Below are 13,968 nucleotides of genomic sequence, written 5' to 3' on the forward strand. Positions count from 1 at the left end.
GAGAGGTATGTTGTTGGGCTTTAGCGCTCTTATTTAGGTACGTTGTTGGGCTTTAGCCCTCTTAATTTAGGTATGTTGCGCTTTTAAGAGTATATGTTGTGACACTTCAGGGCTTTTAAGAGGGCTGAAGCCCAACAACGTACCTTCGGTAAGCTTTCCCAGACTTCTCCCCACTCTGCTAAGTCAATGATGACTGCTGTTTTTTCTCCCGTATCGTCTACTACGAATTGGATGCCTTTCATCGCAGTTATGCTCTGTTTAAAAGTCATATTAATAATCCTAACGCCCCTACAGTTGGTTTGGGTGAAGGTACGTTGTTGGGCCTAAGTACCTGGATGAGAGAGGTACGTTGTTGGGCTTGGGCGCTATTGGGGCTAAAGCCCAACAACGTACCTAAAGGCTTGGGCGCTATGGGGGCTAAAGCCCAACAACGTACCTAAAGGCAAGGTCGATCGACTTGCCGAACTACTCCACAAATGCTACGAGTTAAGATGCAGTCGCTCTTAACTCCTCTAAAGACAGATGTTTGAAGGATTTTGGCTTAATATTTCGCGTTACTTCAGCTACTTTATTACGATCACGCTGGGGGTATTATTCTTTGCTTTTGGGTGGTTAGTACCGCTTTTCAAGCGTCCGGTAACCGCGATCGCACTGGTGGGTTTTTTCGTCGCCAGCTTAATTTTTGTTGCCCTCACCCTAAAGGCGATGCTGGGCTTGAGTCCCGTTTAGGTACGATGGTTAGAGGCATTGCTCATACTGCCTCAAAAGGCAGCTGTTTATTATGGCTACAGATCGTCGCGTCTCTCGCGTTGCGGCACTAATTCAACGCGAAGTCAGCCAATTGCTCCAAAACGGCATCAAAGATGACCGGGTAGGCTCAGGTATGGTCAGCGTCACCGATGTGAATGTTTCTGGCGACCTTCAGCACGCCAAGATATTCGTCAGTATCTACGGCACGCCTGAAGCAAAGGCGGAAACGATGGCGGGGTTAAAAGCGGCGACTGGTTATGTGCGTCGGGAAATCGGTCAACGGGTACGTCTGCGCCGGACGCCAGAGGTGGTGTTTATGGAAGATAAATCCCTGGAACGAGGCGATCGCATTATCACCCTCCTGAACCAAATTAACCAAGACCGTCGTGATGACAATGCGATCGAGGAGGATAATGAGAAGGACTACGCAGTCTCGGCGGAAGAAGAGGACTAAAGATTGAAATCTTCTAAATTGCCAGATTTAGATAAACTTACCCTAGCAGAACAAGTAGCCCAGATGGTTGTAGTGCGAGCCTCTGGCTACTTGTTCGATCACCAAATCAAGTATCCCCAATGGGAACCACCCGCAGCTAAGTTACAGCATTTAATCGCCAATCTTGGCGTGGGTGGGGTTATTCTACTTGGGGGTAGTGCGGCTGAATTGGCGCTGCGATCGCAACAACTCCAAAACTGGGCCAAAATTCCCCTCCTGATCGCCGCCGATATTGAAGAAGGCGTCGGTCAGCGTTTTTCGGGTGCTACCTGGTTTCCTCCACCGATGGCAATTGGTGCGATCGCTCAAAGAGATCTTAACCTCGCCGAACAATATGCTCAGCAGATGGGAGCGATAATTGCTCAAGAAGCAATTGCTCTAGGCATAAACTGGGTACTGGCACCAGTCGTCGATGTTAATAATAATCCCGATAATCCAGTTATCAATGTCCGCGCCTTTGGCGAAACTCCCGCCGTCGTCAGTCAACTCGCTGCTGCTTTTATCGAAGGTGCGAAACCTTATCCCGTTTTAACCACCGCGAAACATTTTCCCGGACACGGCGACACTGCGGTAGATTCTCACTTAGAATTACCCGTAATTCCTCATTCCCCAGCCAGATTGGCAGAAATTGAGTTGCCACCCTTCACCGCCGCTATAAATGCTGGTGTAGATACGGTAATGACGGCTCATCTGCTGATCCCGAATTGGGATCGGGAACGACCCGCGACTCTATCTCATCCCATTTTGACAGGTCAGTTACGCGAAAACCTGGGTTTTGAAGGTTTGATTGTCACAGATGCTTTGGTGATGGGTGCGATCGCAAATCAATATGGTGCTAATGAAGCACCCGTTTTGGCAGTCGAAGCTGGTGCTGATATTTTACTCATGCCGGTAGATCCAGAAGGTGCGATCGCAGCGATATGCGACGCCGTAACATCTGGACGTATCTCACCCGCTAGAATTCGCGCCTCTGTAGAACGCATTTGGCAAGCTAAACTCAAGGTGTTTGAGGCGGGGAGTGGGGGAGTGGGGGAGTGGGGGAGTAATTTTATGCTTCAATCTTTGGAGGAAATTGCACAACCAGCATCTCTTGCCGCACCTGTCAACATTCTGCGAGAAACTACAGAAGTTTTCGGGTCTGTGCCTTTACAGGTAGCCAATTTGGTAAATTTACGTAACTTAATAGTGGTAGATAATCTACTAGACTGTAAGTTTATCGATCGCCAAGCACCTGCGATCGCTATCCCAGCGCAATTAGGCTACACTACTCAGTTATGCGATATCCACACACCCAGCGCTTCCAACTCCGATGACCTACAACCCACGCTCATGCAAGTCTTTATCCGAGGCAATCCTTTCCGAGGCAGTGCTGGAATATCATCTGTTGCCGAAGATTGGTTTAAGAAACTATTAAGAGCAGGTCAACTTCAAGCCCTAATACTTTACGGTAGCCCTTATATCAAAAAACAATTTTTAGATCATCTCCCTTCCGATATACCTTGTCTATATTCCTACGGACAGATTTATGCAGCGCAGGCGATCGCCTTAGAAGCATTATTCGGTAAATAATGCTATTTTCTTCCACAAGTTTTAATCTTTAGTTTTGTCATCCCTCAGTCTGTTTTAGTAATGCCAAGAAACTCTTTTTTCCCCTTATTGCTCCCTTAATCTGGCTTAACGTGGGGATTACGGAATGCTTACCGGCTCCTAAACCAACTGCCATAAGATTGCTAGTACAAAGAATAGTGGCCTAAAACTGTAAATCCATGCGGCAAAAATGTCAAGGTTTGATGACTTTTGAAATATTTGTTAATATAACAGCAGAGCAGATAGCGTAAAAATGAAAGCAGTTTAGTATATAGAGCTACAAACTATCTCCTTTCAACCAGCGAATTCTGGCCCATTAGTTTAAGAGTGAATAAAATGACCGTAAACACAGTTTCCACTAAATCCGTTCAATACTCTCTAGATGTAATCAAAGAAGAAGCGACTCGGCTTGTACATAAAGGAGTTGTCAGCCGTCAGCAACCCATCTACACTCTCTGCCAGTATATTCCGGCGCGTGAATGGGCTTGGGTTGAGTGCGAGTTGGAAAAATGCAACTATTTACTCAGAGATCGGATCGCAGATTTAATGGGTCGCGAAGAATGGGAGAATGACTAGAAGCCTACTATGACTGAGATTGATAAATAGTGCCAAGCCTTAAGATCGAAATCTTGACATCCTCCCACCGCTAATTCGGAGTACCGAATATAGCGGGGGATTCCAAAGATTGCTCTTTGGATTTCCTCTTTCTACGAGTTGATTTGCCGGGAGGAATTTCTTTCTCCAAGTATTGACCAATCTCTCCAGAGGCGTTAATTCCCGTCTGCCCGACGGTATTTTCAGAAATTTTGCTTAAGATTGACAACGCCTTGTTGAGAATATTAATTGCGGCATTCCAATCTCTATCCTGAATATGTCCACAATGAGGACATTGATGCGTTCTAACGCTCAATGATTTTTTAACAATTTGGTGGCATTGAGAACAATTTTGAGATGTGTAATGAGGTGGAACAGCAATCACTGTCACATCAAATACTTTCCCAAAATGTTCTAACCAACTGCGGAACATTGACCACGAAGCATCATTAATAGACTTAGCAAGATGATGGTTTTTTACCATGTTTCTCACCTGTAAATCCTCAAAGGCTACCAAGTCTGACGACTGGACTAACGCTCTCGCCAACTTAACGACGAAATCTTTACGTTGCCTTTCTACTTTTAGGTGTTTTCTTCCTAATCTATTTCGGGCTTTAGAGCGATTTTTAGACCACTTTTTAGTTCTCGATAACTTACGCTGTGCCTTTTTCAGGGATTTCTCAGCTTTTCGTAAAAAGCGCGGATTTTCTATTTGCTTGCCTTCAGAATCAGTATATAAATGATTTAACCCAACATCAATACCCAGATTTTTGCCGGTTGGATTATGTTTTTCTTTTCGTTCATAATCAAGGCAAAACTGAGCATAATAGCCATCAGATTTTCTAACTATCCGTACCCGTTTGATTTGCTTACTTTGATAGAAATGTAAGTCTCTAGTCCCCCAAAGTTTGAATGTTCCTGCTTTAAATCCATCGGTAAAAGTAATATATCTTCTATCTGATGACAGTTTCCAACCACAAGTTTTGTACTCGATAGATGCTCTATTTTGTAGCTTTCTAAATCTGGGATAGCCTTTTTTTTCTGATGGATTTCGACTACGCTTAATACAAGTCTTAGATTGGCAATTACTGAAAAATCTGGATATGGCTAACCAAGCACGTTCCGCCATTGCTTGACGTGCCATTGAGTTCAACTTTTTAACCCAAGGGAATTCAGGATTATCAGCTAATACTTTGCAATACTTATTTAAGTCCATGCCATTCACGCCTGGATTATCTATCCAGTAGCGCAAAGCTTTATTACGAACAAAAAGCCCCGTCCGCAACATCTCATCAATAAGGCGGTACTGGTCTTCTGTTCCTTTTAACTTTGCTTCGTAAATTAGCATTTTAGGGAAAGTTAAGTCTACAATTAGAATAACATGATTTGTCAAAAATGGGGAGATCGAATCCCCATTTTTGACCCGCCTTTCATCCCCCGCTAATAAGATATAGCGGGGGATGAAAGGCGGGGTAGATAAACATCCACACCCGCCAAGTGCGATCGCACTTGGCGGGTTATTCACAACTGGCCCTAGCTGTAGCTAGCTACCTGATGACTGAGAATCTTGATTCCGCAGACTTTCTAGCTCAGCACGCATAGCAGCGATTTGTGCTGTCAGTTCCTGTAGTTCTAGCTGCACATCTGGAGAAGCAGCCGGGGTAGATGTTTCGGTGGTAGTACCTGACGTCCCTGGTGTCTCTCCAGGCGTTTGATTGCTTTGTTGACTCAAGAGGGAATCAACGAAATTGCGAGCTTCCTGCTCAGTTACTTCACCTTTTTCAGCCCACTCCTGAGTCAGCTGAGCAAATTCTGAGTTTGTCAGCTTGGAAAGAATTTCCTCTCGCTTTTGAGAATCTTGCAGGCTTTCAATCAGGGAAGCGGTTGCCCCCAGAGAGATGCGAAAACCTGTTTGCAGTAACTGAATCGGGTTATCGGCGTTCATCGGCAATTTGAGCTAGGAACACACAGTCGCAGACAGCAGCACAAGGATATCGAAGCCGAGAGAAGTTGCTTTGCCTTATGCCGCAGTTGTACCAAGTGTACAGTATTGACCGCCAAGACTTAACCAACCTGCTCTAGATATAGGTTAATGTCGTCAATAATGCGAGTTAGTTCTGCTTCAGTCGTCACGCGAATCCGGTCATCCCGAAGTGTGATTAACACTTTGGCGGCAAAGGGAGTGGGCCAGATATTAGGATTGCAGAACATTTCCAGAAATACATCACCTGTGTACTGATATTCCATCGGTTTCTGGGGACTGGCTTTGCCACCACCGCCAGAGGCTTGAGCGCTGGTTGCTTTCAAGCGATCCATCAATTGAGCGATCGCAGCTTGCAACTCCCGTGCCGCACCCGGCGTGAAGCTAAAGGAGACAGAACCCTCTCCCAGGTTGAATCTGAGTTGAGAAGAGGACATTGGCAATTAATCTTTACATCTTATGTATTAATGCTAAAAGATCTGGTCGCTTTATGGAATACCTTCTCAAGAGAATCAGGCAAGATAGCTGTTATTAATTAAAAATTGTGTCAACAAACCCAGAAAATTTATAGATATTAAAGATAACTCTAATCTAGATTCGGTAAGGTTTGTAGGTATCCTCTGCCTGCTTTGCGGTCTACACTGGAGGCGAAAGAAATTTATAACTAATAATCCGTATCATGGTTTTAGATAACCGCTCTGAAGTAAAAAAAGTGTTGCTCATCACCTTGGTACTTAATGTACTGGTGATGGCGATTAAAGCCGGTGTAGGATGGTCAACTGGTTCCCTAAGTTTGCTAGCCGATGCCTTGCACAGTGTCACCGATAGTGCCAACAATATTTTGGGACTGATTGCGACGCGCTTGGCTTCTCCCGAACCAGACCGCGACCACCCTTACGGACACCAGAAATTTGATGCCTTGGGGGCTTTGGGAATAGCAGCCTTTTTGGGAATCGCCTGCTTTGAAATTCTCAAAGGTGGAATAGAAAGGGCTTTAGACGGTTTTCAACACGGTTTGCAAGCAGTAAAAATATCACCATCAGAATTGTGGATACTGCTGATTGTTCTGGGAATCAATATTTTCGTCACATTTTACGAGCGCGGTGTCGGTGTGCGGGTGGGCAGTCCAATTCTGATCGCTGACGCTCAACATACCATGAGCGATGTCTGGGTGACGATAACGGTTATTTTGGGGTTGATTGGCGTTTGGCAAGGGCGAGTTTTAAACCTGCCAATATTACAGTGGTTGGATGTGGTTTTGTCTTTCCCAGTCGCTTTGTTGGTGTTTCGCAGCGGTTGGTCAGTTTTGAAAGATAATTTGCCCTGGTTGGTGGATGAAATGGCGATCGCACCGGAGGCTATTCATACTTTAGCCATGCAAGTTCCTGGCGTCATCAATTGCCACGACATTGCTTCCAGGGGTGTCGTAGGACGCCAGGTGTTTATTGAAATGCACTTGATTGTGGATGCCAAAGATGTCGAAGGATCTCACCGAATTACCGAGGAAGTAGAAGCCCTTCTAGCAGAACGGTTCAGCCCGGTAAGGGTCTTAATTCACGTTGAACCGCCTGCCTACAAATCTGACCAGATTACCTATCAGTCTTAATCAAAATAGAGGTAGTTTTCCACAGCAAAACCCATTTTTCCACAGATATTGTGCAGTTTTTCCACAAAAAGTTAAGAACGCGATCGAAATTTTCAATTTCAGAGGGCAGTTATAAATTTTGTTCGGACAACACCGCATGGATTTATTGCAATAGCAGACCAGCTAGCAGTGTTCTTTCCCCGATCTCTGATCTATCTGCGGCAAGCATATTACTGCTACTTCGGAATTAGCCTGTCTGTATACGACACATTCGGGTGGGTCAACGACCACTTATATACTAGGATGAATATGTTCGCATTGTGTTCATGTCATGAAAACAAAAGATTTGCATATCCGGATGACTGAACGTAGATACAATAAGCTTCGACTATATGCCACCTCTAAGGAGAAATCAGTCACGCAACTAATAGAAGATTGGGTTGATAGGTTGCCTTGTCCAGAAATTGATGACTCCTTATCCACCCACCTCCCTCATCAGCCTGCGGCTGATATAGGTCAGTAGGTGTATTCGTCGCCATCCGGCTTATATCCCGCCGCCGAATCGAAGCGATTATGGCGGGAGACTTACGCCGAAAGAGTTAAACCCCATCTGCAATCTCAAATTAATTAAACCCATTGGTAAAGTTGGCATTGCTCACCTCCTTTTCCTACCTTGTTGTAGAGACGTTTTATGAAACGTCTCTACAGAGTTACAGCCTTTGGTAAGCTAACACGCATCTAATTCGGATATTTCTAATCCGGCAATCAAACCTTCAATTCCTCTCCCACTCCCCCACTCCCCCACTCTCCCACTCCCGCTAAACATACAAATTAAATGCGTAGCAGCTTATTACTCCCATTCAATAGTTCCAGGCGGTTTAGAGGTGATATCGTATACCACGCGATTTACCCCAGACACTTCGTTAACGATCCGAGTCGAGATAGTTTCCAAAAGCTCATAAGGAACTCGCGCCCAGTCAGCCGTCATCCCATCTTCGCTGGAAACAAAACGCAAAACGATCGGGTAAGCGTAAGTGCGTTGGTCGCCCATAACGCCTACACTGCGGATGGGCAGCAAGACTGCAAAAGCCTGCCACAAGAGGCTGTACATCCCCTGACGGTTAATTTCCTGGCGGACAATTAAATCTGCATCTCGGAGAATCTCCAGCCGTTCTGCCGTCACTTCGCCCAGGATGCGAATTGCCAGTCCAGGACCTGGGAAAGGATGGCGGTTGACAATTTCCTCTGGTAAGCCGATCGAACGACCGACTTTTCGCACTTCATCCTTGAAGAGTTTCCGCAGAGGTTCTACCAGCTTAAAGCGCAGGTCTTTGGGCAAACCGCCAACGTTATGATGGCTTTTAATCTTCACAGCTACCCTTTCCCCCGTTTTGGGGTCAACGTTGGTATCAGCTGATTCAATCACATCCGGGTAGAGAGTGCCTTGGGCGAGGTAATCAAAAGGGCCTAGACGTCTGGATTCCTCTTCAAATACACTGATAAATTCGTGACCGATGCGGCGACGTTTTTCTTCAGGATCGGTGATATTGGCGATCGAACTTAAGAAGCGATCGCGAGCATTCACATACTCCACCCCAATATGGAATTGCTCGTCAAACAGCTTCACCAACCGCTCTGGCTCATGTTTACGCATGAAGCCTTGGTCGATGAACATACAAGTCAGTTGGTCGCCGATCGCCTTGTGCAGCAAGAATGCCAGAGTCGAAGAATCAACCCCGCCAGAAAGAGCCAGCAATACCCGCTTATCGCCCACTTTCGCCTGGATTTCTCGAATTGATTGCTCAACGAAGGCGGCGGTAGTCCAAGTGGGTTCGCAGTCGCAGATATGGTAAACAAAGTTGCGGATTAAAGCTTGTCCGCCAACCGAATGTACGACTTCTGGATGAAACTGGACGCCGTACAGCTTTTTCTCGTGATGAGCGATCGCAGCAGAAGGAGTATTATCTGTGTGAGCTAAGATTTCAAACCCAGTGGGCAGAACGTTACAAGAATCTCCGTGGCTCATCCACATTGTTGTACCATCTTCCACATTGGTCAGCAAATCTGTGGGGTCGTCAATAAACAGAGACGCTTTGCCATACTCAGCCCGCTGAGACCGCGTTACTTCGCCACCCTGCTGTTGTACCATCAGTTGCATCCCATAGCAAACGCCCAGTATAGGAATGCCTAGTTCCCAAATTTGGCGATCGCAATGAGGCGCGACCGGATCGTACACCGAGCTTGGGCCACCAGAAAGAATTATTCCCTTGGGATTGAGCTTTAGCAGCTGTTCGGCGGTAGTCCGATAAGACAGAACTTCCGAATATACTTGAGTTTCGCGAATCCGGCGAGCAATCAACTCAGAGTACTGAGAGCCGAAGTCCAGAATCACAATTATCTGGCGATTTAACTGAGCCAACGATTCGATAGGGAGCGGTTGAGAGGTTTGGAGTGACACTGATAATTCCAAAAAACAGAGCGTAAAAATGTCGCATTATATATTTATTTATATCTTGATGTCTACCAATAGCGCTTTAGATCTCAGCATCTGGACAAGCCGACTCTGGGGAATACTCTCCAAAGGTAGGGTTTTTTTTGCCCTCCGTGATTTACATCATGTCCTTACGCATCGGTTACCTAAAAAATTCCTGTTCTTATTCTTATCTGTGTTCATCTGTGTTCATCAGTCTTCATCTGTGGTAAAAATTTAACCAACGATGACAACAGACAATTTGACGAAATCGCTCTTATGCTATCAAAGGTTCTAAAAATAGAGCCAAAGCCAAGAAACGAGTTGGTCGAAAGCACTTAGAAAATTAACACAATTGGGAAAGCAACGCCGAACCAATTTGGCTAGTGATAAAGATATGACGATCGCGATCGAACAAAACTGACCCGACGCAAACCTCCCGTTCGCTGTGAGTGCGGATATAACCTTGAGAACGCTTATCAATAGCTTGAGCGATCGCACCATAAACCAAATTCACCCAATTACTACCGCTTTTGGCGTCCAACTCCCGCAAGTATTTCAAGGCATCCTCAGCAGTTGCGCTCTTCAAAACCCTCTGCAATACTGGTGTCGGTAAACCCACCCCAGCGCAGTGAGCTGTAAGAATTTCCAGGCGTCCATCAGCAAGGTGATGGTGAGTGTGAAAAATGCCGCCAGCCAATTTGATCAGCTTACCGTGATAGCCAAACAACAAAATTGCCTTAACGCCCTGTAGTCCAGCCTCTACTAGCATTGGCCCCAGCCAGTTGGCAGTTTTCAGCAACCTCTCTGGTGCGATCGTCAATTGTCGTGCCAAGTCTAAACCATTTTCTCCCACACAGAATACTAAAGTTGGGTATTGAGCATTAGGCATTGGAAATTGGGAAAACTCTCTAACTTTCGCTCGTAATTCCTCAAGGGAAGCGTCCAAGTGACCAGCCGCACTCAAAGGCTGAGAAATGCCTGTGGTACCTAGCAGAGAAAGTCCATCCACAACGCCAAAGGCTGCGTTAGAAGTGCGTAAGCCAAGCGTTCGCCCTTCTGGTAAAGCGATCGTCACTTCAATTTTCTGACCTGGTTCTAAAAGACGCTCAAGGTTTTCTCGCAACAGCCGTCGGGCATAAGCATAGATAGCCGCTTCTCCTGAAGCGTCAACTATTTGCCCAATCCCTTCACCGCCTTTAATGATAATCTGTTCGCCTGCTCCCTCGCTTAATTCCACCAGCGACCAGATTGGCGTGTTGCGGGTGAGATCGAGGTTATCGCCGGGATCGCTGCGCGTAATTGCCAAAGCCTCGCCCTCTCTGATTCCGCTCACTTGCTCAATCGGGATATCCACAGTTTGGGCAGGTTCAATTAAATCCACCGACACTGATAAGGTAGGCTTACGGTGCTTCAGCCATAGTAAAGCTGCGATCGCGCCAGCACAAGCAAACACCGGCAAGGTATATCCAGAACGGGGTCTCATGGCAATTTTGGATTTTGGATTTTAGATTTTAGATTTTAGATTTTGGGGACAAGTGTGGCATAAGTAGTCGGTTGGGAGGAAGAGTCCGCCTTGTCCCTTTTAGCTTTTGACTTTTGACTTTTGACTTTTGACTTTTGACTTTTAAGTTTTGACTTGTGTGATTTAAATCATAGGTTTATAGTGACTGATCGCAAACCAACGAGCGCCAATTTGTTTCACTCTATAAGAGTATCGTTGGGCTACAAGCCCTGCATTATTGACCACCGCGTCCTGGAGCTTCCCATGGAACCCCTCATGGACTTAATGTCTAATTTCCCTCATTTACTTAACCCAGTAGAAAGTGGACGACCCCGCACCGTTGTCCTCAGACCCAATGGCTGTCTGGATGGTATGAGCTGCCCAGCCTTCACGAAAGCCCTAGAACAAGCTCTGGAAATAACAACCGATACCGTAGTTGTCGATCTCTTATGGGTAGACAACGTGGAAGCGGAGGGAGTCAAGAGTCTGATTACTGGACTCAAACGAGCCGCAGCCCTGGGCAAAACGCTTTCGTTGCGATTTATGGATGTCGGAACTCAAGCCGCAGTTGAAGCAGCGCGTACTCACCAGTATGCCTAGCGATACACTGCTGCTAAGGCGAGCTACTACTGCTTTGCTACTTACTGAAAAACGAGATCTCATACCCTGGCTTTAGAGATGGGGAAGTTGGCTCTTTGGGAGTTGTGATGCTTTTGTTCAAAAAATCACATTTTTATGCCTCTGCCCCTCTGCTTCTCTGCTCCTCTACTCAAATAGCATAGTAAATACGTAAGAGCCGAAACGTTAATTCCGCAATGCTAATGCCTACGGCACGCTTTGCGCGTTCGCCCCTACATAATCTTTTGGCGGGAAGGGAGTAACCGACTCATCGGTTGCTATAAATCAACTTGTAGGGTGCGTCAGACGAAGTTATACATGAATAGAATAAGGGTTTGTGCTTCTGACGCACCCTACAAATTGTGCCAGTTGGCTTTAGTTCTATTACCGTTTCATCAATTCCCTTGCCTTAGCCTCAACGATCGCTAGAGCCTTCTCTTCAAGGGAAACCGTGAGTTCCTCCAAGTCCCGATACCGATAGGTCTGGAGTAACCAAGGGTATGGCTGTCCATCCTCAAATAAGTCACATTCACCAGATGTTGCTTGCACTAATGGCTGCACGGGTACACGCTTCTGTTGGAAAGCAAGGTGCTGCAATTGCTGCGAAATGCCGCTGGCATCGGTAAGGTCAACAATGATGAAGCGAGCCATATTAGCCAAACAGGAAATAGTCTCGGTAAAATCGCGATCGGCAGGTTTGTCCAGATCGAATACCACTGGCAAATAAGAGCGAAGGCGAAGTCGATCCCGAATGACATTCAGAATATCTTTGCGTTCCGCCGATGTGAAATTACCCAATACCAGTACTATTTCCGAGGGAACGGTATTGAGGATCTGGCGGATTTTTTTGTGGTTGAGTAGCAGATAAATAAACTGGGCTACCTCCAGATTATCTACTGCGATCCCAGGTTCGCCAGGAGGCGCGATTTCCAAATTGGACTGCTTGGCACCTTGCAGATTTAACTCCCAGCAGGAAATCCCGTAAATTGAACAACCAGTCAGGTTAGCATCCTCAAAATTCGTCTTCAGCAACCTTGCCCCCATCAAGTTTACCTTATCCAGATTTGCTCGCCGCAGATCCGCCGCTTGTAGATCGGCTCCGCTCAAATTTGCGCCCCGCAGATTCGCATCGCTGAGGTTTGTCCCCAGCAAGTACGCCCCCCGCAAATCTGCCTCGCTCAGGTTTGCCTCAATTGCGTATGTTCCAGATAAGTCTGCCTGACCCAGATATGCCCATTGCAGATCCGCCCCATTCAGGTTCACCCGGCTCAAATTCGCCTCAAATAGGTAAGCTTCGCTCAGGTTTGCTTCGCAAAGATTAGCCTCAGAGAAATCTGCATTGCTTAGGTATGCCTGACTTAGATTAGCTCCACGAAGGTCGCAAAAGCGCAGAGTTGCCCCCATCAAATTAGCTCCGCTGAGGTCGCAAGAGCGCAAATCGGCCTCCATTAAGTTAACTCCACCGAGATCTTCCTTTTGGAGTTCTGCCTCACGCAGGTCTGGTCGCGTTTCAGGATTCTTTTCCCTCCATTCATTCCAGACATTTACCCCTTTCTTGAGCAAAGCCAACTGTTGCTCGTTTGCCATGCCACTCAACCCCTGTTTTTGTTTGCGTATTTGCGGTTCGTATCTGTAAGTTACGCTTCCCTTCTGCTGCTCTAGAGATTAAACGAGCTTTATTGGGAAACCTATAAAAAGGGCAACACCCCAGGTATCCAACCAGTGCTTGTCCATGTCGTATCGGTGTTTGGAGCCAAAGAGTTATAGTGCTACGCACTCTCGTCTGTGGCCGTCTTGGGATGCACCCCTGTCGATCGCGCGATGATGTCATTCATCTAGCGGCAGACATCAAAGTTTGATTTTTGGATCGGTAGATGGAGAAGTATATCTTTCCCCAGCAAGCTGCCCGCCATAGAACTCCCAATCTATTGTTGTCTCATCCCCCACCTTCTAGGCAAAACTTCGTAGGTTATCTTTATTTAGTGAGGAATTAAGTGGTTGCCTATTCCAACCAATCGAGTTACGTAGTCGAATCTGGTTCTGAAATATCTCCTCCGACTAATGAAATTATAGAGATCGTTAAGGTAGCAGAGGCCGTACAGCCTCCCAACTATCCTCTCAAATTTTCCAAAGGAGCCATTCGATCGAGTTTGAGGGCGTCTACTTGGGATGGCGTCTTTGCTGCCATCTTTGGCAATATTACCGGCGGCGTCTTGCTGAGTAATTTTTTACTGCAACTGGGTGCCACCCTGTGGAAATTGGCGTCCTGTCCTCGGTTCCCATGTTGGTGAATTTGCTCCAGCCTGTGGGAGCTTATCTGGCAGGCAAAACCACCAGCCGCTTCAAGTACGACCTGTCGGTCTTTGGCCCATCGCTGCTGCTGTCG

15 protein-coding genes are annotated in these 13,968 nt (G+C 46.4%); 8 read left to right on the forward strand and 7 right to left on the reverse strand.

Annotated features, from left to right (window positions below):
- Positions 1 to 83: 83 nt before the first annotated feature.
- Positions 84 to 269, reverse strand: coding sequence for a hypothetical protein (locus LAY57_RS02215; protein WP_249064659.1), 186 nt, complete (start codon positions 267 to 269; stop codon positions 84 to 86).
- 253 nt (positions 270 to 522) lie between these two features.
- On the opposite strand from LAY57_RS02215, the gene LAY57_RS02220 reads away from it, so the two are divergent.
- The 4 genes from LAY57_RS02220 to LAY57_RS02235 all read left to right on the forward strand — a co-directional run bounded on the left by LAY57_RS02220 (position 523) and on the right by LAY57_RS02235 (position 3,406).
- Complete coding sequence (locus LAY57_RS02220; protein ID WP_249064660.1) at positions 523 to 729, forward strand: DUF751 family protein; 207 nt, start codon at positions 523 to 525, stop codon at positions 727 to 729.
- A 52-nt stretch (positions 730 to 781) separates the two neighbouring features.
- Entirely contained in the window at positions 782 to 1,204 is a 423-nt protein-coding gene (gene rbfA, locus LAY57_RS02225) for a 30S ribosome-binding factor RbfA (protein WP_249064661.1), read from the forward strand.
- Positions 1,205 to 1,207: 3 nt separating this feature from the next.
- Positions 1,208 to 2,812, forward strand: a complete 1,605-nt coding sequence (locus LAY57_RS02230; RefSeq protein ID WP_275993502.1) for a glycoside hydrolase family 3 protein — start codon at positions 1,208 to 1,210, stop codon at positions 2,810 to 2,812.
- 354 nt (positions 2,813 to 3,166) lie between these two features.
- Positions 3,167 to 3,406, forward strand: a complete 240-nt coding sequence (locus tag LAY57_RS02235) for a DUF4327 family protein (protein ID WP_249064662.1) — start codon at positions 3,167 to 3,169, stop codon at positions 3,404 to 3,406.
- A gap of 70 nt (positions 3,407 to 3,476) precedes the next feature.
- Here the strand turns inward: LAY57_RS02235 and LAY57_RS02240 are convergent, their stop codons facing one another.
- The 3 genes from LAY57_RS02240 to LAY57_RS02250 all read right to left on the reverse strand — a co-directional run bounded on the left by LAY57_RS02240 (position 3,477) and on the right by LAY57_RS02250 (position 5,842).
- A complete protein-coding gene (locus tag LAY57_RS02240) occupies positions 3,477 to 4,772 on the reverse strand; it encodes an RNA-guided endonuclease InsQ/TnpB family protein (RefSeq protein ID WP_249064703.1) in 1,296 nt (431 codons plus the stop codon).
- Positions 4,773 to 4,967: 195 nt separating this feature from the next.
- A complete protein-coding gene (locus LAY57_RS02245; RefSeq protein WP_249064663.1) occupies positions 4,968 to 5,369 on the reverse strand; it encodes a hypothetical protein in 402 nt (133 codons plus the stop codon).
- A 119-nt stretch (positions 5,370 to 5,488) separates the two neighbouring features.
- Positions 5,489 to 5,842, reverse strand: a complete 354-nt coding sequence (locus LAY57_RS02250; RefSeq protein ID WP_249064664.1) for a hypothetical protein — start codon at positions 5,840 to 5,842, stop codon at positions 5,489 to 5,491.
- A gap of 242 nt (positions 5,843 to 6,084) precedes the next feature.
- Between LAY57_RS02250 and cdf31 the strand changes: the two genes are divergently transcribed.
- Entirely contained in the window at positions 6,085 to 7,011 is a 927-nt protein-coding gene (gene cdf31, locus LAY57_RS02255) for a CDF family zinc efflux transporter Cdf31 (RefSeq protein ID WP_249064665.1), read from the forward strand.
- A gap of 337 nt (positions 7,012 to 7,348) precedes the next feature.
- A complete protein-coding gene (locus tag LAY57_RS02260; protein ID WP_249064666.1) occupies positions 7,349 to 7,513 on the forward strand; it encodes a hypothetical protein in 165 nt (54 codons plus the stop codon).
- A 327-nt stretch (positions 7,514 to 7,840) separates the two neighbouring features.
- On the opposite strand, the gene guaA is transcribed toward LAY57_RS02260, so the two are convergent.
- Both guaA and cbiD read right to left on the reverse strand, forming a co-directional pair.
- A complete protein-coding gene (gene guaA, locus LAY57_RS02265; RefSeq protein ID WP_338022339.1) occupies positions 7,841 to 9,448 on the reverse strand; it encodes a glutamine-hydrolyzing GMP synthase in 1,608 nt (535 codons plus the stop codon).
- Between the two features lie 358 nt (positions 9,449 to 9,806).
- Positions 9,807 to 10,946: a cobalt-precorrin-5B (C(1))-methyltransferase CbiD gene (gene cbiD, locus LAY57_RS02270; protein WP_249064667.1), complete on the reverse strand. Its 1,140-nt coding sequence runs from the start codon at positions 10,944 to 10,946 to the stop codon at positions 9,807 to 9,809.
- A gap of 282 nt (positions 10,947 to 11,228) precedes the next feature.
- Here cbiD and LAY57_RS02275 point away from each other — a divergent pair, with 282 nt between their 5' ends.
- Positions 11,229 to 11,564 carry an STAS domain-containing protein gene (locus LAY57_RS02275; RefSeq protein ID WP_249064668.1) on the forward strand — a complete coding sequence of 112 codons (336 nt, stop codon included), beginning with the start codon at positions 11,229 to 11,231 and terminating at the stop codon, positions 11,562 to 11,564.
- 402 nt (positions 11,565 to 11,966) lie between these two features.
- Here the strand turns inward: LAY57_RS02275 and LAY57_RS02280 are convergent, their stop codons facing one another.
- Positions 11,967 to 13,169, reverse strand: coding sequence for a pentapeptide repeat-containing protein (locus LAY57_RS02280; protein WP_249064669.1), 1,203 nt, complete (start codon positions 13,167 to 13,169; stop codon positions 11,967 to 11,969).
- Between the two features lie 407 nt (positions 13,170 to 13,576).
- Between LAY57_RS02280 and LAY57_RS02285 the strand changes: the two genes are divergently transcribed.
- A complete protein-coding gene (locus LAY57_RS02285) occupies positions 13,577 to 13,873 on the forward strand; it encodes a hypothetical protein (RefSeq protein WP_249064670.1) in 297 nt (98 codons plus the stop codon).
- The last annotated feature ends 95 nt before the right edge of the window (positions 13,874 to 13,968 follow it).

The sequence above is a fragment of the Argonema antarcticum A004/B2 genome (assembly GCF_023333585.1).
Lineage (GTDB): Bacteria > Cyanobacteriota > Cyanobacteriia > Cyanobacteriales > Aerosakkonemataceae > Argonema > Argonema antarcticum.